This window comes from Pseudomonas sp. CH61 (assembly GCF_059429415.1).
In genome coordinates this window covers 4,820,017-4,842,549 of sequence record NZ_CM182098.1, presented here as the reverse complement: position 1 = coordinate 4,842,549, position 22,533 = coordinate 4,820,017, and the positions used below count along the sequence as shown (strand labels likewise).

Annotated in this window: 18 protein-coding genes; 9 read left to right on the top strand and 9 right to left on the bottom strand. The window is 58.8% G+C overall.

Going from position 1 to position 22,533, the window contains the following annotated elements:
• Positions 1 to 11: 11 nt before the first annotated feature.
• Positions 12 to 179, top strand: coding sequence for a DUF2474 domain-containing protein (locus AC5SEM_RS21675; protein ID WP_008084615.1), 168 nt, complete (start codon positions 12 to 14; stop codon positions 177 to 179).
• 71 nt (positions 180 to 250) lie between these two features.
• On the opposite strand, the gene AC5SEM_RS21670 is transcribed toward AC5SEM_RS21675, so the two are convergent.
• Entirely contained in the window at positions 251 to 1,375 is a 1,125-nt protein-coding gene (locus tag AC5SEM_RS21670) for a methyltransferase (RefSeq protein WP_495471238.1), read from the bottom strand.
• Between the two features lie 177 nt (positions 1,376 to 1,552).
• Positions 1,553 to 2,266: an autoinducer binding domain-containing protein gene (locus AC5SEM_RS21665; RefSeq protein WP_177412561.1), complete on the bottom strand. Its 714-nt coding sequence runs from the start codon at positions 2,264 to 2,266 to the stop codon at positions 1,553 to 1,555.
• Between the two features lie 281 nt (positions 2,267 to 2,547).
• On the opposite strand from AC5SEM_RS21665, the gene AC5SEM_RS21660 reads away from it, so the two are divergent.
• Positions 2,548 to 3,324, top strand: coding sequence for a ferredoxin--NADP reductase (locus AC5SEM_RS21660; RefSeq protein WP_495471237.1), 777 nt, complete (start codon positions 2,548 to 2,550; stop codon positions 3,322 to 3,324).
• Between the two features lie 44 nt (positions 3,325 to 3,368).
• On the opposite strand, the gene mscL is transcribed toward AC5SEM_RS21660, so the two are convergent.
• On the bottom strand, positions 3,369 to 3,782 hold the full coding sequence (gene mscL, locus AC5SEM_RS21655) for a large-conductance mechanosensitive channel protein MscL (protein ID WP_038361758.1): 414 nt from the start codon (positions 3,780 to 3,782) through the stop codon (positions 3,369 to 3,371).
• A 286-nt stretch (positions 3,783 to 4,068) separates the two neighbouring features.
• Here mscL and katB point away from each other — a divergent pair, with 286 nt between their 5' ends.
• From katB to radA, 3 genes are read left to right on the top strand one after another with little or no spacing between them, the layout of a single operon-like run.
• Positions 4,069 to 5,610, top strand: a complete 1,542-nt coding sequence (katB, locus tag AC5SEM_RS21650) for a catalase KatB (protein ID WP_495471236.1) — start codon at positions 4,069 to 4,071, stop codon at positions 5,608 to 5,610.
• 59 nt (positions 5,611 to 5,669) lie between these two features.
• Complete coding sequence (locus AC5SEM_RS21645) at positions 5,670 to 6,215, top strand: ankyrin repeat domain-containing protein (RefSeq protein WP_495471235.1); 546 nt, start codon at positions 5,670 to 5,672, stop codon at positions 6,213 to 6,215.
• Between the two features lie 45 nt (positions 6,216 to 6,260).
• Positions 6,261 to 7,628 (top strand): DNA repair protein RadA, encoded by a 1,368-nt coding sequence (radA, locus tag AC5SEM_RS21640; protein WP_007909773.1) that lies wholly within the window; start codon positions 6,261 to 6,263, stop codon positions 7,626 to 7,628.
• A gap of 120 nt (positions 7,629 to 7,748) precedes the next feature.
• Here the strand turns inward: radA and AC5SEM_RS21635 are convergent, their stop codons facing one another.
• Positions 7,749 to 8,117, bottom strand: coding sequence for a PilZ domain-containing protein (locus AC5SEM_RS21635; RefSeq protein WP_495471234.1), 369 nt, complete (start codon positions 8,115 to 8,117; stop codon positions 7,749 to 7,751).
• A gap of 159 nt (positions 8,118 to 8,276) precedes the next feature.
• Between AC5SEM_RS21635 and AC5SEM_RS21630 the strand changes: the two genes are divergently transcribed.
• The 3 genes from AC5SEM_RS21630 (at position 8,277) to yjiA (ending at position 11,691) form a co-directional block, all read left to right on the top strand.
• The gene (locus AC5SEM_RS21630; protein ID WP_007909776.1) at positions 8,277 to 10,343 is read left to right on the top strand and encodes a carbon starvation CstA family protein; all 2,067 of its coding nucleotides are present in this window, start codon (positions 8,277 to 8,279) and stop codon (positions 10,341 to 10,343) included.
• A gap of 15 nt (positions 10,344 to 10,358) precedes the next feature.
• Positions 10,359 to 10,556 carry a YbdD/YjiX family protein gene (locus tag AC5SEM_RS21625; RefSeq protein WP_003228401.1) on the top strand — a complete coding sequence of 66 codons (198 nt, stop codon included), beginning with the start codon at positions 10,359 to 10,361 and terminating at the stop codon, positions 10,554 to 10,556.
• Positions 10,557 to 10,719: 163 nt separating this feature from the next.
• On the top strand, positions 10,720 to 11,691 hold the full coding sequence (gene yjiA, locus AC5SEM_RS21620; RefSeq protein WP_331692452.1) for a GTPase: 972 nt from the start codon (positions 10,720 to 10,722) through the stop codon (positions 11,689 to 11,691).
• A gap of 98 nt (positions 11,692 to 11,789) precedes the next feature.
• On the opposite strand, the gene AC5SEM_RS21615 is transcribed toward yjiA, so the two are convergent.
• The 5 genes from AC5SEM_RS21615 to morA all read right to left on the bottom strand — a co-directional run bounded on the left by AC5SEM_RS21615 (position 11,790) and on the right by morA (position 20,238).
• Positions 11,790 to 12,500, bottom strand: a complete 711-nt coding sequence (locus AC5SEM_RS21615) for a GntR family transcriptional regulator (protein ID WP_495471233.1) — start codon at positions 12,498 to 12,500, stop codon at positions 11,790 to 11,792.
• A gap of 19 nt (positions 12,501 to 12,519) precedes the next feature.
• Entirely contained in the window at positions 12,520 to 13,224 is a 705-nt protein-coding gene (locus AC5SEM_RS21610; RefSeq protein ID WP_495471232.1) for a FadR/GntR family transcriptional regulator, read from the bottom strand.
• An 82-nt stretch (positions 13,225 to 13,306) separates the two neighbouring features.
• The gene (locus AC5SEM_RS21605) at positions 13,307 to 14,620 is read right to left on the bottom strand and encodes a C4-dicarboxylate transporter DctA (RefSeq protein WP_495471231.1); all 1,314 of its coding nucleotides are present in this window, start codon (positions 14,618 to 14,620) and stop codon (positions 13,307 to 13,309) included.
• A gap of 275 nt (positions 14,621 to 14,895) precedes the next feature.
• A complete protein-coding gene (glyA, locus tag AC5SEM_RS21600) occupies positions 14,896 to 16,149 on the bottom strand; it encodes a serine hydroxymethyltransferase (protein WP_077574612.1) in 1,254 nt (417 codons plus the stop codon).
• A 240-nt stretch (positions 16,150 to 16,389) separates the two neighbouring features.
• The gene (gene morA / locus AC5SEM_RS21595) at positions 16,390 to 20,238 is read right to left on the bottom strand and encodes a cyclic di-GMP receptor MorA (RefSeq protein ID WP_495471230.1); all 3,849 of its coding nucleotides are present in this window, start codon (positions 20,236 to 20,238) and stop codon (positions 16,390 to 16,392) included.
• Positions 20,239 to 20,523: 285 nt separating this feature from the next.
• Between morA and ettA the strand changes: the two genes are divergently transcribed.
• Complete coding sequence (ettA, locus tag AC5SEM_RS21590) at positions 20,524 to 22,188, top strand: energy-dependent translational throttle protein EttA (RefSeq protein WP_077574610.1); 1,665 nt, start codon at positions 20,524 to 20,526, stop codon at positions 22,186 to 22,188.
• Positions 22,189 to 22,533: the final 345 nt, after the last annotated feature.

Sequence of the window (22,533 nt, the reverse complement as noted above, 5' to 3'; positions counted from 1 at the left end):
GTTTGAAGAAAATGACTGGAAAACATTCCCTGCACGACATTGAACAAGCCGAAAAAAAACCGCTGTGGCAGCGGCTCGGCTGGTTGGCCCTGATCTGGGTCGGCAGTGTCGGCGCGCTGTTCATCGTCGCCAGCCTGATGCGCATGTTCATGAATGCCGCAGGCCTGACTACACACTGAATCATCCCGTCCCGGCGCCTTCGGGTACGGCTTTGCAACCCTCCTCACGGAGGGTTTTTTTTGCCTCGGGATTACTTGCGGGCCTTGAGAATCACGAATTTCGGTGTGGCGGCCACTTGTTCGACGCCGCGGAACAGCCGCGCCAGTTTGCTGTGGTAACCCAGATGGCGGTTGCCGACAATGTACAGCGCGCCACCCACCACCAGCGCTTCACGTGCCTGCTGGAACATGCGCCAGGCCAGAAAGTCACCGATCACTTGCTGCTGATGGAACGGCGGATTGCACAGCACCACGTCCAGTGATTGTGGTTCCTGCACGGCCAGACCATCGCCGGCACGCACAATCACCTCGCGATCGCCCAGCGCTGCGCGCCAGTTCTCGGCAGCCGATTGCACCGCCATGAACGACTCGTCGACCAGCGTGTAATGCGCATCGGGGTTTTGCAGCGCACTCGCGATGGCCAGAACACCATTGCCACAGCCCAGATCGGCGACTCGGGCATTGCCCAGGTTTTTCGGCAGATGCGGGAGGAAGGCGCGTGTGCCGATGTCCAGGCCTTCGCGGCAGAACACGTTGGCGTGGTTAAGCAATTCGATCGACGGCTCGTCGAGGCGATACCGCGAAGGGTAGGGCGAGACGACCGGGGCTTTTGCTTCTGGCGTAGCGATCAACAGCCGCGCCTTCTTCACCGCCAGTGAGGCTTGCACGGGGCCGATGTAGCGCTCAAGCAGATCACCGGCAGCGCGTGGCAGGTGTTTGACCATCGCCGCTGCGATCACTTCGGCGCCGGGCGCGAGTTGCCCTTGCAAGCGGATCAGTTGTTCTTCCAGCAGCGCGAGGGTTTTCGGCACACGGATCAGTACCCGGTCGAACGGTCCGACCAATGGCTCGCTGGCGGGGATCCCGCGAATGGCGTCGAACGCCTGGCCATTGCGCAGCAGGTTTTTTTCCAGCCCCTGAAACCCCAGAAACGAGTCGCCGCTGCTGCTGACCTTGACCTTGCCGAGCAGGCTGGCCGCCAGCGCACCAAAGCTGTCGTTGAGCACCAATACGCGCGTGTCGGCCGTCGGTTGCTGCGCAGCCAAATGGTTGAGCAGGTATTCGTCGGCGGCATCGAAGGCTTGCAGCGGTTCGTTCTGCTGTTCTGGCTGGCGGATCAGATCGAGTTGGGCGAAGGGCGTATCAAGCAAAGGCATGGGGCGGGGACTCAGGGTAATCAACAGGGTGTTCCGCAGTTCTGACAGTGTGCGGCGGAACCGACCGAGTGTAAGGCAACGCAGAATGTTCGCGTCATCACTCAGTAGGGCCACAAATGGTACGTTTTTTTCTTTGTTATTACCCGCACGTTTTGTAAAGGAGGCACGACCGATCGACTAGATGATGCCGGCTTTGGTGGCCTTGGTAACAGCGGACATCTTGTTGCAGGCCCCGAGCTTCACGATGAGGTTTTGCACGTGATAATTCACGGTGCGCTCGCTCAGGTTGAGAATCTTCGAGATTTCATAGGCCGTTTTGCCGGCAGCAGATAATTGCAGAACCTCAAGTTCTCGTGGCGACAGGTGTGGCTGGCGAGGTTTGAGAGACTCTCGCGGCAGCGTCCGGGCAAATAGTTCACTCAAGTGACTGGTGGCGTAGAACATATAACCAAAATGTTCATACAGCTCCAGAGGACTGATCGCGCAGTGCCTGCGCGCCAGGCTGATGATGCTGCACAAGCCACTTGGCTCATGATGGAACGCCTGTGACCAGCCATGTTGCAGACCGTACTGTTGTAATCCTTGCCAGAACGGGGGGGTATCTGCGAATACCGATTCGCACCAGACAATAGGCGTCATTGAATGATTGCAGTGTGCTATCAGTGGGTCAACTTTACTGTAGTTGTTTTTCTCGTATTGTGAATTCCATTCGTCAGGGTAGTTATTGATTTGCAAGGGTTTAAGCGGTATGTCGCGATGAAGTGAAACAACCGAAATCGCGCAAAAGTTGAAGCCGAGATTTTCCGCGAATTGCAACAATATCGGATAAGCAGTCTCTACTCCTTTGGCAAAAGTCAGTCTTTTTAACTGTGACTCCTTCCACGTTTCCATCTTGAACACTCCATAGACGTTGCGGGGGCGCCGAATGGATCCAAAGGATCCGGCACGCAACGAAGTGTAGGATGTTTCTTACAATGGGCTTTAAATTTTTTCGAGATTGCGGATAGCGAAATATCCATAAAGCGTTCTTAGGGTTGACGATGTTTATATTTATATTGTCATCTGATAAATACTGCCGGATTGATTAAGTGTTCGAATGCCATTACCAATTATCGGTGTTTAGACCAGTTAATTTGCGCGACACTGACGGCAATCGTTCAATGGAGTACCCCATGACCGCCAGCGCAAAGCAATACACCACACAGACGTTACTCGATGTCCAACCCCTGACCCCGAGCCTGTTTACCTTGCGCACCAGCCGGGATGCCGGTTTTCGTTTCCGCGCCGGGCAGTTCGCTCGGCTGGGTGTGGTCAAAGCTGACGGCAGCATTGTCTGGCGGGCTTATTCGATGGTGTCGTCGCCGTTTGACGACTATCTCGAATTCTTTTCCATTGTGGTGCCGGGCGGGGAGTTCACCAGTGAGCTGAGTCGGCTGCAGGTCGGCGACAAACTGCTGGTGGATCGCCAGGCGTTCGGCTACCTGACCCTTGATCGCTTCGTCGACGGGCGCGATCTATGGTTGTTATCCACAGGCACCGGGGTGGCGCCGTTTCTGTCGATTCTGCAGGACTTCGAAGTCTGGGAAAAATTCGAGCGCATCATTCTGGTGTACAGCGTGCGCGAGGCGCGGGAGCTGGCCTATCAGGATTTGATTGCCGGACTCAGGCAGCGCGACTATCTCAGCGAACATGCCCACAAATTGCAGTTCATCGCGACGGTGACGCGTGAAACACATCCAGGTGCTCTCCACGGGCGCATCACCACCTTGATCGAAAATGGTGAGCTGGAGCACGCAGCGGGCGTGGAACTGTCGGCTGAGCACTCGCGTGTCATGCTGTGCGGCAATCCGCAGATGATCGATGACACGCGCGCGTTGCTGAAAAAACGCCACATGAGCCTCAGCCTCACCCGCCGGCCTGGCCAGGTGGCGGTGGAAAACTACTGGTAAACAAACGGCGCCTCGAAGGCGCCGTTGTTTCTATCGTGCAAGGTTCAGGGCCGGGTGTTCTGGGCCTTGAGCAAGTCGCGGATCTCGCCCAGCAACTCTTCTTCCTTGGTCGGAACCGGTGGCAGCGTAGGGGCCACGGCTTCTTCGCGCTTGAGGCGGTTGATGGCTTTGACGCCCATGAAGATCGCGAAAGCGACGATCACGAAGTCCAGAATGGTCTGCAGGAACTTGCCGTAGGCCATTACCACCGCAGGTGCAGCGCCATCGGCGGCCTTGAGCGTGATGGCCAGATCACTGAAGTCCACCCCACCGATCAGCAGGCCGATTGGCGGCATGATGACGTCACCGACAAACGACGAAACAATCTTGCCGAACGCGGCCCCGATGATGATACCGACGGCCATGTCGACCACATTGCCTTTGACCGCGAAGGCCTTGAACTCACTTAGCACGCCCATAGTTATTTCCTTGTTACAGATGAGTTTGGTGTACGCAGTGTAAATCAGCAAAACGCGTCCTGCGCGAAACACCTTCTTACAATGCCCGTTTTTATCGACACATCAATCGACGATTAGTTTGCAAAGTGCCATCAATCGCGCGCGAAATATACGGTAACTCGCTGATCGGAAAGCCAATTTTCTCAATCATGGCGTTGCGTTCTTTCTATTTATGTTCGACGTCGCAGGCCTCTAGCCTTGGGTTGGCGCATCTGGATGCGCCCCAAAACAACCAGAGGATCCTGATATGAATTCCGCACTTGGACTGGGGGCTTTTCCCCGTCGCCGCACCCTCGGTGTACTCACCGCCAGCCTGTTGACCTTCTCCGTCAACGCCGCTCCGCTGACCCGCGATAACGGCGCCGCCGTCGGCGACAATCAGAACTCGCAGACCGCCGGCGCCAACGGCCCGGTGCTGCTGCAGGACGTGCAACTGATTCAGAAGCTGCAACGCTTCGATCGCGAGCGCATCCCCGAGCGCGTGGTTCACGCACGCGGCACCGGTGCCCATGGCACCTTCACGGTGACCAACGACCTCAGCGACCTGAGCAAGGCCAAGGTGTTTGCCGCCGGCCAGAGCACCCCTGTATTTGTGCGCTTCTCTGCCGTGGTGCACGGTAATCACTCGCCGGAAACCCTGCGCGATCCACGAGGTTTCGCCACCAAGTTCTACACGGCTGACGGTAACTGGGATCTGGTCGGCAACAATTTCCCGACCTTTTTCATTCGCGACGCAATCAAGTTTCCCGACATGGTGCACGCGTTTAAACCGGACCCACGGACTAACCTCGATGACGACTCGCGTCGATTCGACTTCTTCTCCCATGTTCCAGAAGCTACTCGTACGCTGACCGAGTTGTATTCGAACTCGGGCACTCCCGCCAGTTATCGAGAAATGGACGGCAACGGCGTACATGCGTACAAGTTGATCAACGCCAAAGGCGAAGTTAACTATGTAAAGTTTCACTGGAAGAGCCTGCAGGGAATTAATAACCTGACGCCAAAACAAGTCGCCAATGTTCAGGGTCAAGACTACAGTCACATGACCAATGATCTGGTGAGTAACATCAATAAAGGCAATTTTCCGAAATGGGACTTGTACATTCAAGTGCTGAAACCACAAGACTTGTCCAAGTTTGATTTTGATCCATTAGACGCCACCAAGATCTGGCCAGGTATTCCTGAACGAAAAGTTGGACAAATGGTGTTGAACCGTAATCCGGCGAATGTCTTCCAGGAAACCGAACAAGTGGCCATGGCGCCAGCGAATATTGTTCCGGGTATCGAGCCTTCCGAAGACCGTTTGTTGCAAGGTCGAGTGTTCTCTTATGCCGATACGCAAATGTATCGCCTGGGTGCCAATGCGCTGCAATTGCCGATCAATGCGCCGAAAGTTACCGTGAACAATGGCAATCAGGACGGTGCAATGAACTTCGGTGCCAGTAACACTGGAGTGAACTATCAGCCGAGCCGACTGCAACCGCGTGAGGAGACCCAGAGCGCGCGTTACAGCCAGTCGGCGCTGTCGGGCAGCACTCAGCAGGCGAAAATCCAGCGTGAGCAGAACTTCAAGCAGGCCGGCGATCTGTATCGCTCGTTCAGCCCGCAGGAGCGTCAGGACCTGATCGACAGCTTCGGCGGCTCGCTGGCGACCACCGATGTCGAGAGCAAGCACATCATCCTGTCCTTCCTTTATAAGGCCGACCCGGAATACGGGACCGGTGTGACCAAAGTGGCCAAGGGGGACCTGAGCCGGGTCAAGGCGTTGGCAGCCAAACTGGCCGACTGATACCGACGTAGCGCACGCGGGGCCTGAGTCAGGCCCCGTTCCGTTCAAGGAGACTGCTGATGCGAATCTGTCTTTTACTGTTGGCCGGTTGCCTGTCGTTCGCGGCGTGGGCGGCACCGGTCGAGCAGAGTCCCGAAGCGATCAAGGCCCAACTGCAGGACTACTACTTCGACGCGGCCCGGCGCGGTGATGTACCGATGCTCGACACCTTTATCGAGTCCGGCTATTCCCTCGATACCCGCGACAGCAAAGGCTACACCGCGCTGATTCTGGCGGCTTATCACGGTCAAGCGCCGGCGGTGGAGCGGTTACTCGCGGCCGGCGCCGATGCCTGTGCACAAGATCAACGCGGCAACACAGCGCTGATGGGGGCGATTTTCAAAGGTGAATTACAGATCGCCCGGCGCCTGATGGCCACCGATTGCAGCCCCGATCAGCGCAACGGCGCCGGACAGACTGCGGCCATGTACGCCGGGTTGTTCAAGCGTCTGGAACTGCTCGATGCACTGAAGGCCAAGGGCGCTGACCTGAATGCCGAAGATCCGTTGGGCAATAGCGCCGCGCGTCTGGCCAGCGGCGAAATCCGCAATGCTGCGCCGCGCTGATCGACGGCCCGTGCGTTATCATCACGGTTTTTGTCGGGGGTTCTGATGGCCAAGGCCAAGCGCATGTACGGCTGCACCGAGTGCGGCGCAACCTTTCCCAAGTGGGCCGGGCAGTGCGGTGAGTGCGGTGCCTGGAACACCCTGACCGAGACCATGATCGAAAGCGGCGGTGCCACGGCACCGACCGGACGCACCGGTTGGGCCGGGCAACAGGCGCAGATCAAGACCCTGGCCGAAGTCAGCATCGAAGAGATACCGCGCTTCTCCACTGCGTCTGGTGAACTGGACCGGGTTCTCGGTGGCGGTCTGGTCGACGGCTCGGTGGTGTTGATCGGCGGTGATCCTGGCATCGGCAAATCGACGATCCTGTTGCAGACCCTGTGCAACCTCGCCAAAAGCATGCCGGCCCTCTATGTCACCGGCGAAGAATCCCAGCAGCAAGTGGCCATGCGCGCCCGGCGTCTCGGTTTGCCCCAGGATCAACTGCGGGTGATGACTGAAACCTGCATCGAAACCATCATCGCCACGGCCCGTCAGGAAAAGCCCAAGGTGATGGTGATCGACTCGATCCAGACGATCTTCACCGAACAACTGCAGTCGGCACCCGGCGGTGTTTCCCAGGTACGTGAAAGCGCGGCGTTGCTGGTGCGGTATGCCAAGCAGAGCGGCACGGCGATTTTCCTCGTCGGCCACGTCACCAAGGAGGGCGCGCTGGCCGGTCCTCGCGTCTTGGAGCACATGGTCGACACTGTGCTGTATTTCGAAGGTGAGTCCGATGGGCGTTTGCGTTTGCTGCGCGCGGTGAAAAACCGTTTTGGTGCGGTCAACGAATTGGGCGTGTTCGGCATGACTGACAAGGGTTTGAAAGAAGTCTCCAACCCGTCGGCGATTTTTCTTACTCGTGCGCAGGAAGAAGTCCCGGGCAGTGTGGTCATGGCGACGTGGGAGGGCACTCGACCGATGCTGGTAGAAGTGCAGGCGCTGGTGGATGACAGTCATCTGGCCAACCCGCGTCGGGTGACATTGGGGCTTGATCAGAACCGTTTGGCGATGTTGCTCGCGGTTTTGCATCGTCATGGCGGCATCCCGACCCATGATCAGGACGTGTTCCTCAACGTGGTGGGCGGGGTGAAGGTGCTGGAGACGGCGTCTGACCTGGCGCTGATGGCGGCTGTCATGTCGAGTCTGCGCAATCGGCCGTTGCCGCATGATCTGTTGGTATTTGGTGAAGTGGGGCTGTCCGGTGAGGTGCGTCCGGTGCCGAGCGGGCAGGAGCGATTGAAGGAAGCGGCGAAGCATGGCTTCAAACGGGCGATCGTGCCGAAGGGCAATGCGCCGAAAGAATCCCCGCCGGGTTTGCAGATCATCGCCGTGACCCGCCTCGAACAGGCCCTCGACGCCCTCTTCGAATAAACCACCGACCCCTGTAGGAGTGAGCCTGCTCGCGATAGCGGTGAACCAGTCAACGCAAATGTTGAATGACAAATCGCTATCGCGAGCAGGCTCACTCCTACATTTGATCTGTGGTGGATTCTAGATTTCGATCAGGGCGCCCAGTTCGCGCTCAAGTTCTTGCGGATCAGCCAGGTTCAGCTCGATCACCCGTCTCAAGCGCTGGATCGATTCCAGGCTGATATGTCGGCAGACAAAGCCCAGCTGGCCATTTTCTTCGTGGGCCAGATGCACATCCATCTCGATATCGACGTCATCGCTCAGGTGAATGTCGACGAAAAAATCCTTCTCCGCATCCCCCAGCCACGGCTCAGGCCGTTCGATCAGCAGCCCCTTGAGCGACAGATCAATCAGCTTCACCGGCCAGATAAACTGCCCCTGACTCAGCTCGGTTCTGGCATCGAACGCAATACGTTTGAAGCGACGACGGTTGGCTGGGTGCTCGCTCATGGCGCAATCCTCATGAAGGTTCGCTGACTATAGACCGCGAATGCGGGCGCCAGCCAATCGCTAAAGCGTCTAGACCAACGTCGGGGTATGGCCTTTGGCGCCGTAAGCGCTAAACTCGGGGTGGCTGTCTTTCTTGTCCACCCTGGCTGGAATAATAAAATGAAAAATAATAATAGCCTGCTACGCCACTTACCCTGGCTAGTGCTGGCAATCGTAGGAGCGTGCGCCCTGGGCGTAGTGGCATTGCGCCGCGGCGAGGCGATCAACGCCTTGTGGATCGTGGTCGCAGCAGTGGCCATTTATCTGGTTGCGTACCGTTACTACAGCCTGTTCATCGCTAACAATGTGATGCAACTTGATCCACGTCGGGCCACCCCCGCCGTGCTCAACAACGATGGTCTGGACTATGTGCCGACCAACAAACACATTCTTTTCGGTCACCACTTCGCTGCCATCGCTGGCGCGGGGCCTCTGGTCGGCCCGGTATTGGCGGCGCAGATGGGCTACTTGCCCGGCACGCTGTGGCTGATTGCCGGTGTGGTGCTGGCGGGCGCGGTGCAGGACTTCATGGTTCTGTTCATGTCGACCCGGCGCAATGGCCGTTCCTTGGGCGACATGGTGCGTGAAGAAATGGGCCGCATTCCCGGCACCATCGCACTGTTCGGCTGCTTCCTGATCATGATCATCATCCTCGCGGTGCTGGCATTGATCGTGGTTAAAGCGCTGGCCGAAAGCCCGTGGGGCATCTTCACCGTGATGGCGACCATCCCGATCGCGATGTTCATGGGCATTTACATGCGCTACATCCGCCCGGGTCGTATTGGCGAAATCTCCGTGGTCGGCGTGTTGCTGCTGCTCGGTTCGATCTGGCTGGGCGGGCAGATTGCCGCTGATCCGGTGTGGGCCAAGGCGTTCACCTTCACCGGCGTGCAGATTACCTGGATGCTGGTCGGTTACGGTTTCGTCGCGGCCTCGCTGCCGGTGTGGCTGATTCTGGCACCGCGTGACTATCTGTCGACGTTCCTCAAGATCGGCACCATCGTCGCTCTGGCGATCGGTATTCTGATCACCATGCCCGAGCTGAAAATGCCGGCGCTGACCCAGTTCGTCGACGGCACCGGTCCGGTGTGGAAGGGCGGTCTGTTCCCATTCCTGTTCATCACCATCGCTTGCGGTGCGGTTTCCGGTTTCCACGCGCTGATTTCTTCGGGCACCACGCCGAAGCTGCTGGATAACGAAACCAACGCCCGTTACATCGGTTACGGCGGCATGCTGATGGAGTCGTTCGTGGCGATCATGGCCATGGTTGCTGCTTCGGTGATCGAGCCTGGCGTGTACTTCGCCATGAACAGCCCGGCCGCCGTGGTCGGCAGTGATGTCGCTTCGGTTGCGCAAGTGGTTTCCAGCTGGGGCTTCGCGATCACGCCGGAAGCGCTGCAAGCCGTGGCGCATGACATTGGTGAAACCACCATCCTGGCCCGTGCCGGCGGTGCGCCGACCCTGGCGGTCGGTATCGCGCAGATCCTGCACAGTGTCCTGCCGGGTGAAAACACCATGGCGTTCTGGTACCACTTCGCGATCCTGTTCGAAGCGCTGTTCATCCTCACCGCTGTCGACGCCGGTACCCGTGCCGGACGTTTCATGCTGCAGGATCTGCTCGGCTCTTTCGTGCCAGCGCTGAAGCGTACCGAATCGTGGACGGCCAACCTGATCGCCACCGCTGGTTGTGTGGCGATGTGGGGCTGGTTGCTCTACCAAGGCGTGATCGATCCACTGGGCGGCATCAACACCTTGTGGCCACTGTTCGGTATCTCTAACCAGATGCTGGCCGGTATTGCGCTGATGCTCGGCACCGTGGTCCTGATCAAAATGAAGCGCCAGCGCTACATCTGGGTCACGCTGCTGCCAGCCACTTGGCTACTGATCTGCACCACGACCGCGGGCTTCATCAAACTGTTCGATGCCAACCCGGCGATCGGCTTCCTGTCGCTGGCCAAGAAGTACAGCGATGCGCTGGCCAATGGTCAGGTGCTGGCCCCGGCAAAAAGCGTCGAGCAGATGCAGCACGTGATCTTCAACGCTTACACCAACGCAACGCTCACCGCGCTGTTCCTGTTCGTGGTCTTCAGCATCCTGTTCTATGCGCTCAAGGTCGGCATCGCCGCCTGGGGCAAAAAAGAGCGCACGGATAAAGAATCGCCATTCCAGGCTCTGCCGGATGCGTAACCAGAGGATTGCAGCATGTTCAATGACCTGAGTCGCCTCGGTAAATACCTCGGTCAGGCCGCGCGCCTGATGGTCGGCATGCCCGACTACGACACCTACGTCGAGCATATGCAAACCAAGCACCCGGACAAACCGGTGATGAGCTACGAGATGTTCTTTCGCGAACGTCAGGAAGCCCGTTACGGTGGCAAGGGTGGGCCGAAGTGCTGTTGAGCTGACAGCGCAAGGTTGAGGTAGTCCCCCTGTGGGAGCGAGCCTGCTCGCGAATACGGAGTGTCAGTTGATGAATGATTTGACTGACACACCGCTTTCGCGAGCAGGCTCGCTCCCACATTTGTTTTTGTGTTGTTCATTCATTTTGTGAAGGGGATCTGTTTTGTCTTCTCCCATACCTGTAACGGTACTCAGCGGTTTTCTCGGCGCCGGCAAGACCACCTTGCTGCGCCATATTCTGAAAGCCGAGCACGGCCTGAAAATCGCCGTGATCGAAAACGAATTCAGCGACGCCGGCATCGACACTCAGTTACTGGGTGATGAGCCGGTGCAAGTCATGACCCTGGCCAACGGCTGCGTCTGCTGCACCATTCACACCGACCTGACCAAGGCGCTGTACTTGCTGCTTGAACGGCTGGACAGCGGTGAGATTGCGTTCGATCGTCTGGTCATCGAGTGCACCGGCCTGGCCGATCCAGCACCCGTGGCGCAGACCTTTTTCATCGATGAGGAATTGCGCGAGCGTTATCTGCTCGATGGCATCATCACCTTGGTCGATGCCGCGCACGCGGACGTGCACCTGACCCAGACCATCGCTCAGGCGCAGATCGGTTTTGCCGATCGCCTGCTGGTGAGCAAGACCGACTTGGTGGACGAGGCGACTTTCAACGCGTTGAGCGAACGCCTGACGCGGATCAACCGTCGCGCGCCAGTCCGTGTGGTTGATCACGGCAACATCGATCTGGGTGAATTGCTCGATGTGCGCGGCTTCAACCTCAACGCTGATCTCGGCGGTGGTTTGAGCTTGCGCCCGGTGAGCAAGGCGCCGTCGATTGATCGTATTTCCAGTCTGGTATTGCGCACCGATCAGCCGCTGGATATCGATCAGCTCAGCGAGTTCATGAATGAACTGCTGGAAGAGCACGGCAAACAATTGCTGCGGTACAAGGGCGTGCTGAACATTGCCGGTGAGGATCGGCGTTTGGTGTTTCAGGGCGTGCTGAAACTCTATGGTTTCGACTGGGACACCGAGTGGGCCGAGGGTGAGGCGCGGGAGAGTGTGATTGTGTTTATTGCTGATGAGTTGCCGGAAGAGAAGATTCGGGCGGGGTTTGCCAGGGTGGCTTCTGCCTGATGGGTTTGTAGTGTCAATGATGACGCCATCGCGAGCAGGCTCACTCCTACAGTAGAACGCGTTTCAAATGTAGGAGTGAGCCTGCTCGCGATAGCAATCTAACCTGCAACACAATGCTCAAGGTCTGAACCCAGCAGGGTCTGCTCAAGATGATCCAGATGCTGATTCATCAGCATCCCGGCCTTGGAAGCATCCCGATTTTCCACCGCTTCAATCAACGCCAAATGCTCCTGCCAAGCGCAACAACTGTGCGTAGAACCCTTACTTCGCGCAATCGCCAATGACGTCAGCGGCACCAAACTGCCGAGAAAATGCGCCAACGGTGCATTCCCCGCCATCTGCGCCAAGTGCAGATGAAACTCCCCCGACAAGCGAATCGCCGTCCCGCGCCGATCCTGCTCGACCGCCTGACGCTCGCGCTCGATCAACCCGCGCAGCCGTTTCAAGCCTGATGTTTGCGGGCGCTGGCAGGCCAGACGTACCAAGGTGTTTTCGGCCAGTCGCCGCGCATGCAGAGCCTGCCGCGTCTGCTCCCGATCAGGTGCTGCCACACGCGGCCGATGATTGGCGCGCAGCACAATGACCTGCTCAAGCGACAACTGCGTCAGTACCCGCCGCACATCGGCACGACTGGCGCAGAACATCTCCTTCAAACTGTCTTCGGTGAAACGGCTGGCCGGATCGATGCGCTGCTCGAGAATCGCGTCGAACAGTCGCGGGTACAGATCCTCCGCTGGCACTCTTACGCGGGAGAAGGGCAGGGGCGCAGTGGTCGGGTGGGTTTGCGACGGTGAAGCGAAACTGTTCATGGCCTGTCTCCAATAGAAATCAGCGACTCAAGTTGTCATCCGGAATGTTCAGCTCAATCCCCATGCGCTGACCTTCGCGCAAAATGTGCCGACGCATTTCGGCGCTGGCCTGGGCGCTGTTCTTGCTGCGGATCGCGCGGACCACCGCTTCGTTTTCTTCCAGCCGCTCGGCCAGATGCTCCGGCGAATTGCGCAGCACCTCGGCGCTCTGCTTGAGGGCGTTGCTGGTTTGCTGCACCACGCTCTGGAAGATCGGATTCGAGGTCAGGGTGAACAGCTCTTCGTGGAAGGCGATGTAAGCGCTGACCCCGGCTTCGCTGTCACCAGCCTCGAGGGCTTCGCGCATGTCCATCAGGGTCAGGCGCAACTGGCCGACTTCCTTGCTGCTGATCGACTGCGCCACCAGACCGACAATGAACGGCTCCAGGGTGTAACGCAGTTGCAGCACGTCTTCCAGGCTGGCGCCGGCGACTGCGCTGTCGTGGCTCTGGCTGTCGCCGATTTGCGCGTCGAGCACGACCACGCCTTTGCCCGGCATCGAGCGCACCAGACCCAGGGTTTCCAGGACGATCACCGCTTCGCGCAGGCTCGGGCGGCTGATGCCCAGTTGTTCGGCCAGTTCGCGCTGGCCCGGCAGCATGTCGCCGGAGCGCCACTGACCACGGGCCAATGCGGCGCGCAGTTTTTCTACGACTGAGTTGACGACGGTTGATGTGGTAATCACTTGTCTTGCTCCATGTGCCTGTCGGGGCGCCGCAAATCAGGATCAAAGATCGCAGATTGCGGCAGCGCCTCCAGGGTTTAAATCAGAACTCCTGCTGGTGCGCCGGAGTTGCTGGTTTACGCGGCTGAAAGGTGTAGCCCTGCTGACCGCTGAGTACTTTGTTGGCGCGTTGGACGTCGATGTCTTTTTCCCAACGGGCGATCGCAACCGTGGCGACGCAGTTGCCGATCAGGTTGGTCAGTGCGCGGCCGATGCCCATGAACCAGTCCACCGCCAACACCAGCACCAGACCGACCACCGGGATCGCCGGAATCGCTGTCAGCGTGGCCGCCAAAATCACCAGCGCTGAACCGGGAATACCGTGAGCGCCTTTGGAAGTGATCAGCGACACCAGCAGAATCGTCAGCAAGTCAGTCATCGCCAATGGCGTGCCGGTGGCGTTGGCGATGAACACGATGGCCAGGGTCAGGTAGATCGAAAAACCGTCGAGGTTGAACGAGTACCCGGTCGGAATCACCAGCCCTACGGTCGAGCTGCCTATGCCGAGGTGTTCGAGTTTGCGCATGATTTGCGGCAGCACAGCGTCGGACGAGGCGGTGCCCATGACGATCAGCAGTTCTTCACGCAGATACTTCAACAGCGGCCACATGCGCAGGCCGGAGGCGCGCATCACCAGACCGAGAATCACGCTGACGAAAGCGATGCAGGTCAGGTAGAACAAACCGACCAGACTGCCCAGATGCTGCAGCGAATCCAGGCCATATTTGCTGGTGGTGAAGGCAATCGCGCCGAACACGCCGATCGGCGCCAGACGCACGATCATGCCCATGATCCGGAAGATCACATGGCTCAGTTCGTTGATCAGTCGGGAGATCCCGGAGGCCGCTTCGCCGACCAGATTCAAGGCGCTGCCGAACAGCACTGAAAACAGCAGCACTTGCAGAATGTTGTTGTCGGCAAAGGCACCTATTACCGAGGTCGGGATCAGGTCCATGAGGAACTGCGTGGTGGTGTGCATGTGCTGGCTGCGTTCGGCGAGATCGCCCATGTCGGCGGTCGACAGCTGCTCCAGATGAATATTCGCGCCGCTGCCAATACCGGTGCTGAAGGCGAAGACCAGGCCGATGATCAGGGCGATGGTGGTCAACACTTCGAAGTAGATCACCGATTTCAGGCCGATGCGCCCGACCTTCTTCAGATCGCCCGCGCCGCTGATGCCGCTGACCACTACGCAGAACACGATGAGGCCGATGAGCATCTTGATCAGTTTGATGAAGCCGTCGCCGAGAGGTTTGAGCTGGGCCGAATATTCAGGAAGGGTCAGCCCGCAGACGATGCCGAGCATCAGTCCGAGAACCACTTGGAGGAAGATTGAACGCGAGCACCATCTGAGCATGGGAGGAATCCTGGTCGGTGTCCTGGCTGCCGTGCGCGGGGCGCATCAGATTCAGGACTTAATTATTGTGGTCTTACCGGTATGTCCAGTGCGGGTGCAGTCTAGGCGCTGTTTTTTAGACATCGCAAGTGAAAATTGATGAATTGGCATGACCGGTCTGACCAGTTGTGCGGTGAGTCCCATTCTTGAGCGGTTCAGGCGTTTGAAAAAATTCAGGCGAAAAAAAACCGGCCAATCACTTGGCCGGTTTTTCATGCTGCGGGTTTACCGTCGCATCAAGCGCCGTACACCGGCAGTTTCTTGCAGATAGCTTTGACTTTCTCACGAACGGCGTCGATCACCGCTTCGTTGTTCAGGTCAGCCAGGATGTCGCAGATCCAGCCGGCCAGCTCTTTGCACTCTGCAACCTTGAAGCCACGAGTGGTCACAGCCGGAGTACCGAAGCGCAGGCCGGAAGTGACGAACGGCGAGCGTGGGTCGTTTGGCACGGAGTTCTTGTTCACGGTGATGAACGCTTTGCCCAGAGCTGCGTCAGCGTCTTTACCGGAGATGTCCTGCTTGATCAGCGACAGCAGGAACAGGTGGTTCTTGGTACCACCGGAAACTACGTCGAAACCGCGCTCGATGAACACTTCGGCCATGGCTTGGGCGTTCAGCACCACTTGTTCCTGGTAGGCCTTGAACTCAGGCTGCAGCGCTTCCTTGAAGCAGATCGCCTTGGCAGCAATCACGTGCTCCAGCGGGCCACCTTGGGCGCCCGGGAATACCGCGGAGTTCAGCTTTTTCTCGATGTCGGCGTTGGCGCGCGCCAGGATCAGGCCGCCACGTGGACCGCGCAGGGTCTTGTGCGTGGTGGTGGTCACGACGTCAGCGAAAGGTACCGGGTTCGGGTAAACACCCGCGGCAACCAGACCGGCGACGTGAGCCATGTCGACGAACAGGTAAGCACCGACTTTGTCAGCGATGGCGCGGAAGCGCGGGAAGTCGAGAATCTGCGAGTAGGCAGAGAAACCGGCGACGATCATTTTCGGCTTGTGCTCAACCGCCAGACGCTCGACTTCGTCGTAGTCGATCAGGCCGTTGGCGTCGATGCCGTACTGCACAGCGTTGTACAGTTTGCCGGAGGAGGAAACGCTGGCGCCGTGAGTCAGGTGACCACCGTGGGCCAGGCTCATGCCCAGAATGGTGTCGCCACCTTGCAGCAGGGCCAGGTAAACAGCGGCGTTGGCTTGCGAGCCGGCGTGCGGCTGAACGTTGGCGTAATCGGCGCCGAACAGCTCTTTGGCGCGGTCGATGGCCAGTTGTTCAACGATGTCGACGTACTCGCAACCACCGTAGTAACGCTTGCCCGGGTAACCTTCGGCGTACTTGTTGGTCAGGACCGAGCCTTGAGCTTCCATCACCGCTGGGCTGGTGTAGTTTTCCGAAGCGATCAGCTCAATGTGTTCTTCCTGGCGCTGAGCTTCTTGCTCCATGGCGGCAAAAAGGTCGGCGTCGTACTTGGCAATAGTCAAATCACGGCTGAACATGGCGGTCCTCAAGGATCGGGGGCAGAAAAGGGGGGCATTCTAACCCAATGGGTTTTGGAAGGCATATGAAACGACATCATGTCGCAGACAAGTGGCGTTCATGACAGATGTGCGGTGCTTTTGAAGGCCTCTTCGCGAGCAGGCTCGCTCCCACAGTAACCGGGGTGCTCTTGCGATTTCCTGACCGACATCAATCCCTTGTGGGAGCGAGCCTGCTCGCGAATGCCGCGCCGTAGGACTTCAGTCGAACATGAACAGCGCGTCATTACTGAACTGCGCCTCGAACCGCCCCGCCGGCATCGGCCGCCCGAACAGATAGCCCTGAACCTCATCGCAACCATGTTCGCGCAAGAAGTCCAACTGCTCATGGGTTTCCACACCCTCGGCGATCACCGCCAGATTCAGGCTGTGCGCCATGGCGATGATCGCCCGGGCGATCTGCGCATCCTGCTCACCCGACGGCAGACCGTCGACAAACGTGCGGTCGATCTTCAGCACGTCGATCGGGAATTGTTTGAGGTAGTTCAGCGATGAGTAACCGGTGCCGAAGTCATCGACCGCGATGCTCAGGCCAAGGTTTTTCAGCCCGGCAAGAATCTGCATCGCTTCGCTGACTTCACGCATCAGGATACTTTCGGTCAGTTCCAGCTCCAGGCACGCCGGCGGCAGGCCGGTTTCGCGCAGGATCGTCGCGATACGTGTGCCGAGCTGGCCGTCGGAGAACTGCCGTGCGGAGATGTTCACCGAGACCTTCGGTACACGCACGCGGTTCTGGTGCCAGGTCTTCAACTGACGGCACGCCTCGCTGATCACCCAGTCGCCCACGTCCACTACCAGCCCGAGCTCTTCCAGCACCGGGATGAAATCCCCCGGCGGCACCAGTCCACGGCGTGGATGACGCCAGCGCAACAGCGCTTCGGCACCGGTCAGACGCTTGCCGTCGCCACTGAACTGCGGCTGGTAATACAGGACGAATTCGTTCTGTTCCAAGGCATGGCGCAAGTCGCTTTCCAGCTCCAGACGCTCCAGCGCACTGGCGTTCATGTCGGCCTGATAGAACTGGAAGTTGTTCTTGCCGCGTTCCTTGGCGTGGTACATCGCGGTGTCGGCGTTCTTCATCAACTGGCTGAGTTCGTTGCCGTCCTGCGGACTCAGGGCGATGCCGATACTCGCGGTGACGAAGAACTCGCGACCTTCAAGCACGAACGGTCGGACGAGGCTGCCGAGAATCTGTTCGGCGACATGAATCGCCCGGTTCAACGCCATTTCGCGGCTGGAGCGGTGTTGCAGCAGCAGCGTGAATTCGTCACCGCCCATGCGCGCCACGGTGTCGTCATCATCGACGCAGGCCAGCAGGCGCGTGGCCATGTCTTTCAACATGCGGTCGCCGGCGGCGTGGCCGAGGGAGTCGTTGATCGGTTTGAAACGGTCGAGGTCGAGGAACATCAGCACCACCCACGACTTCTGCCGTTCGGCCGATTGCAGCGCAGTGTGCAGACGATCCTGGAACAGCGTGCGGTTCGGCAGGTGTGTCAGGGCGTCGTAGTAGGCGAGGCGGTGAATCCGTTGCTCGCTGGCCTTGCGCTCGCTGATGTCGCTGAAGAAGCACACGTAACTGGCCAGATCACCCTCGTCGTCGAGCACCGCGGTGATGCCGACCCACGCCGGGTAATGCTCGCCGTTGCGGCGCTTCATCCAGACTTCGCCTTCCCACGTGTTGTGCTCGTGCAATTGCTTGATCACGTAACGCAGGTGTGCGTCCTGCTGCTCATCAACGGTGAGCATGTTCGGCAACTGGTCGAGCACTTCGCTCACGGCGTAACCGCTGACGCGGCTGAAGGCTTCGTTGGCTTGCACGATGTAGCCGGCCGGGTCGGTGATCAGGATCGCCGAGGTCGAGTGCTCGAAAACCGTGGCGGCCATGCGCAGGTCTTTCTCGGCGCGGCGTTGCTGACTGATGTCGCGACCGACACCGAGTACGCCTTCAAACGCGCCATGTTCGTCCCATACCAGCACCAGACGCAGCTCGATCGGGATCTTGCGGCCATCGGCGCGCAGGCAGTCGAACAGGAACATTTGCGTCTGCACCTGATTGCGCAACACCGCCAGTTGCTCGGGTTTGTCCAGCGCCTTGCTGACCCGATCCATCAGCGTGTAGATGCCGCTCAGTTGCTGCGGGTTGGCGATGGTCGATTGCCAGCCGTTCTGGAAAATCCACTCGGCGTCATAACCCAGCACAGCCTGCACCGACGGGCTGACGTAGTTCAGCGAGAGTTTGCTGTCGGTGGAGAAAATCACGTCGCTGATGCTTTCAGCGAGCATGCGGTAGCGCTGCTCGCTGTCACGCAGGGATTCGCTGGCCTCGATCTGTTCGGTGATGTCCTTGGCCACGCCGATGATCCGCGTGACCTGATCGTGTTTGTCGCGGGCCAGCGCCTGTTCGCGAATATCGAAACGCCGCCACTTGCCGTCGCGATGGCGGAAGCGCAACTGACATTGCAGCAACTGACTGTAACCGGCGTGACGCTGCAACTGGCGCGAACGATGGTAATAGTCGGCGTCTTCCGGGTGCAGGAGGATTTCCCAGAAATACTCGCCCATCTGGTGCAGTTCGGTGCGGTTGTAGCCGAGGGTCTGGCCGAGGTGGTGGTTGCTGAAAATCATCCGCTGGCTGATCACGTCCTGCACGTACAGATGATCCGGCACGGTGCGCACCACGTCCGACCAGAAGCCTTCGCGCTCGAGCAGCGACAGTTCGATCAGCTTGCGACTGGTGATGTCGTTGATGCTGAGGATCACCGCTTTGTAGTCGTGCTGCTCGGTCGGCAGGCGCAACACCATCCACAGGTGTTGGTCGCGGCCATTGATGTCCGGCAGTTTGATTTCCAGTTCCAGCTGCTTTTGTTGCTGCAGGACGGCGTCAAGCACTTGATTGCCGATCGCGCACTGGCGGTGTGGATGGCCGTCGATCAACAGTTGCCAGGCGTGCTCGCAGGAATTGACGTTAAGCAGTTGCAACGCGACCTGATTGACCTCGGTGACGCGCAGTTCCTGCAGCAGTTGCTGGCGTTGCTGCGGTTGGTCGAGCCAGGCCTTGAGCTGGTCGCTGGTCTGGATCTGCGCCTTGTCGAAGACCTGCTTCAAACCGGATAGATCAAGCACACAGAGGGCCACGCCGGTGCCTTCGAAAATGTCCTGATAGCGTCGACGACCTTCGTGCAACTGGCGCTGGCGGCGGCGCATGTTCAACAGCGCAATCACCGGCAGCAGCGAGAACGCCAGACCCAACAGGCACTTGCCGATAAACGCCGGCAGCAGTTCTTCGAGCACGCGCTGACGGTCGAACAGGCCACGCAACTGCCAGTCGCTGCTGCTTAGCGGCACGGTCAGCACGGTGTTGGCCATGTCTTCCGGACTCAAAACGCCGGGCCTGGCCGAAGGCTGCGCTTCGTCGCGGCTGATGATCTGATGATTGACGCGGTTTTCTACCAGCCACAACGGGCGGATGCCGGTTTCGCCCTGTTTGGTCAGCGAGTCGAAGAAGGTCGGGGTCAGGCGTAACGCCCAATAACCGCGCGTGCTGCCGCTGGCCTGATGTAGCAACAGATGCACCACAGAACCGTCATCGGCGTTGCTGAAGTAATGCGCCTGTGCACGGCTGCGGCGCACCAGTTCGCTCAGGTAATCGGCGTCGTGGCTGTTGTCGGCACTGTCGCTGATGATCTTGCCGGAAGGGGTGAGCAGGGCCAGGCTGCGCAGGTCAGGCAAGGATTGCTGGAGCTTGCGCAGCAACGCCTGCTGTTCGTCGGGTGATTGCGGTTGTTCGACGATCGGTAGCAGATTGAGGGCGATTTGCGCGTTCAGCGCCATGTTCAGGCTGACCTGCGAGGCGAGGTCGGCGGTGTAATCGATGGTGTATTGACGCTGGTTTTTCTGGGTTTCGCGCAATTGGTCGAGCAGTTGCCAGAACAGCAACGCGAGCAACAAAAGCACGAGTGTCGCCAGCGCACCCTTTAATGTACCGCGCAGGGACGAGCCGGGCGCCGGTGGGGTGCTGCTCACAGAAGCTGGCGGAGTGACATTGGACAAGCTGTAATCCTGCGGTTTGGCTGGACTGGCGCGACGTGCACTATAAGCCGGACGCCCAAAGGGCGGCTAGCATGCCTTGAGTCGTGGCGAAGTGCCAGCCCCGCGCGGCTGGACTGCCTTTCATCAATCAGGTAGCTTTGCCGGTTACGCGGGAGCGTTCCAGCTCCTAGACTCAGACTTTTTCAGCGCGCACGCATTGATAACCATCAAGTGAACGACGCGCATGGTCTGGCCGGGCATCGCCTGCGCTGCAATCATTCATCTGTCACTGACCCAAGGTTCTCCATGGCTCAATACGTCTTCACCATGCATCGGCTGGGCAAAGTTGTTCCGCCGAAGCGGGAAATTCTCAAAAACATTTCGCTGTCCTTCTTCCCCGGCGCCAAGATCGGCGTACTCGGCCTCAACGGTTCGGGTAAGTCCACGCTGCTGAAAATCATGGCCGGCGTCGACACCGAGTTCGAGGGCGAAGCCCGTCCGATGCCGGAGCTGAACATCGGTTATCTGCCGCAAGAGCCACAACTTGATCCGACCAAGACCGTGCGTGAAGTGGTCGAGGAAGCGGTCAGCGTGATCAAGAACGCCCAGGCTCGCCTGGACGAGGTCTACGCGGCTTACGCTGAAGAAGACGCCGACTTCGACAAACTGGCAGCCGAGCAAGCCAAGCTCGAAGCGATCCTGCAAGCCAGCGACGGTCACAACCTCGATCGTCAACTGGAAGTCGCCGCCGACGCACTGCGTCTGCCGGCCTGGGACGCCAAGGTCGAATTCCTCTCTGGTGGTGAAAAACGTCGTGTGGCCCTGTGCCGTCTGCTGCTGTCCGCCCCGGACATGCTGCTGCTCGACGAACCAACCAACCACTTGGACGCCGACTCCGTGGCGTGGCTGGAGCACTTCCTGCACGACTTCCCGGGCACCGTGGTAGCGATCACGCACGACCGTTACTTCCTCGACAACGTCGCTGGCTGGATTCTGGAACTCGACCGCGGCGCGGGCATCCCGTACGAAGGCAACTACTCGGGTTGGCTCGAAGCCAAGTCCGATCGTCTGGCCGCCGAATCCAAGCAGCAGTCGGCCCACGAAAAAGCCATGAAGGAAGAACTGGAGTGGGTGCGCAAAGGCGCGAAAGCCCGCCAGTCGAAATCCAAGGCTCGTCTGCAACGCTTCGAAGAAATGCAATCGCAGGAATTCCAGAAGCGCAGCGAAACCAACGAGATCTACATCCCGGCTGGTCCACGCCTGGGCGACAAGGTCATCGAATTCAAGAACGTCACCAAGGGCTACGGCGATCGTGTGCTGATCGACAACCTGTCGTTCGCGATGCCGAAAGGCGCCATTGTCGGCGTGATCGGCGGTAACGGTGCCGGTAAATCGACCCTGTTCCGCATGCTGATGGGCAAGGAAACACCGGATTCGGGCAGCATCGAAGTCGGCGAAACCGTGCAGCTGGCCTGCGTCGACCAGAGCCGCGATGACCTGGATGGCAGCAAGACTGTGTTCCAGCAAATCTCCGATGGTTCCGACCAGATTCGCATCGGCAACTACGAGATCCCGTCGCGTACCTACGTCGGTCGCTTCAACTTCAAGGGCGGCGATCAGCAGAAGTTCGTCAAGGACCTGTCCGGTGGTGAGCGCGGTCGTTTGCACCTGGCGCTGACCCTGAAGGAGGGCGGTAACGTCCTGCTGCTCGACGAACCGTCCAACGACCTCGACGTTGAAACCCTGCGTTCCCTGGAAGAAGCCCTGCTGGACTTCCCGGGCGCCGCCATTGTGATCTCTCACGATCGGTGGTTCCTTGACCGTGTGGCGACGCACATCCTGGCGTACGAAGACGACTCGCAAGCGATCTTCTTCGAAGGTAACTACACCGAGTACGAAGCGGATCGCAAGAAACGCCTCGGCGAAGCGGCTGCCCAGCCACACCGGGTACGTCACAAGAAACTGGCCTGATATCGGGTTGGTTGCATAAAAAAGCGGAGCCTTCGGGCTCCGTTTTTTTTGCCTGGTTTTTGTCAGCGGGACCGAGGTGCGGCCATCGCGAGCAGGCTCACTCCTACATTTGAAATGCGTCCCCCCTGTAGGAGTGAGCCTGCTCGCGATAGCTGTATAACTGGTGGTGCATTTCTTGAAACCAGACTCCCCATTCAGGTGCAAAACAAGCTCAAAAAATCGCCTGATTTATATCCTGTGCACCATTTAATTTCATAACTGCGACATTTTGCTCTGTTCCTGTGCGCATTTCGTTTGTTACAGTCCGGCCCAATCTCCTCCAACGACAATAAATTTGCCGAGACT

Coding starts and splice junctions, on each gene's coding strand:
- AC5SEM_RS21675 (WP_008084615.1), top strand. CDS start 12: ATGACTGGAAAACATTCCCTGCACGACATTGAACAAGCCGAAAAAAAA.
- AC5SEM_RS21670 (WP_495471238.1), bottom strand. CDS start 1,375: ATGCCTTTGCTTGATACGCCCTTCGCCCAACTCGATCTGATCCGCCAG.
- AC5SEM_RS21665 (WP_177412561.1), bottom strand. CDS start 2,266: ATGGAAACGTGGAAGGAGTCACAGTTAAAAAGACTGACTTTTGCCAAA.
- AC5SEM_RS21660 (WP_495471237.1), top strand. CDS start 2,548: ATGACCGCCAGCGCAAAGCAATACACCACACAGACGTTACTCGATGTC.
- mscL (WP_038361758.1), bottom strand. CDS start 3,782: ATGGGCGTGCTAAGTGAGTTCAAGGCCTTCGCGGTCAAAGGCAATGTG.
- katB (WP_495471236.1), top strand. CDS start 4,069: ATGAATTCCGCACTTGGACTGGGGGCTTTTCCCCGTCGCCGCACCCTC.
- AC5SEM_RS21645 (WP_495471235.1), top strand. CDS start 5,670: ATGCGAATCTGTCTTTTACTGTTGGCCGGTTGCCTGTCGTTCGCGGCG.
- radA (WP_007909773.1), top strand. CDS start 6,261: ATGGCCAAGGCCAAGCGCATGTACGGCTGCACCGAGTGCGGCGCAACC.
- AC5SEM_RS21635 (WP_495471234.1), bottom strand. CDS start 8,117: ATGAGCGAGCACCCAGCCAACCGTCGTCGCTTCAAACGTATTGCGTTC.
- AC5SEM_RS21630 (WP_007909776.1), top strand. CDS start 8,277: ATGAAAAATAATAATAGCCTGCTACGCCACTTACCCTGGCTAGTGCTG.
- AC5SEM_RS21625 (WP_003228401.1), top strand. CDS start 10,359: ATGTTCAATGACCTGAGTCGCCTCGGTAAATACCTCGGTCAGGCCGCG.
- AC5SEM_RS21615 (WP_495471233.1), bottom strand. CDS start 12,500: ATGAACAGTTTCGCTTCACCGTCGCAAACCCACCCGACCACTGCGCCC.
- AC5SEM_RS21605 (WP_495471231.1), bottom strand. CDS start 14,620: ATGCTCAGATGGTGCTCGCGTTCAATCTTCCTCCAAGTGGTTCTCGGA.
- glyA (WP_077574612.1), bottom strand. CDS start 16,149: ATGTTCAGCCGTGATTTGACTATTGCCAAGTACGACGCCGACCTTTTT.
- ettA (WP_077574610.1), top strand. CDS start 20,524: ATGGCTCAATACGTCTTCACCATGCATCGGCTGGGCAAAGTTGTTCCG.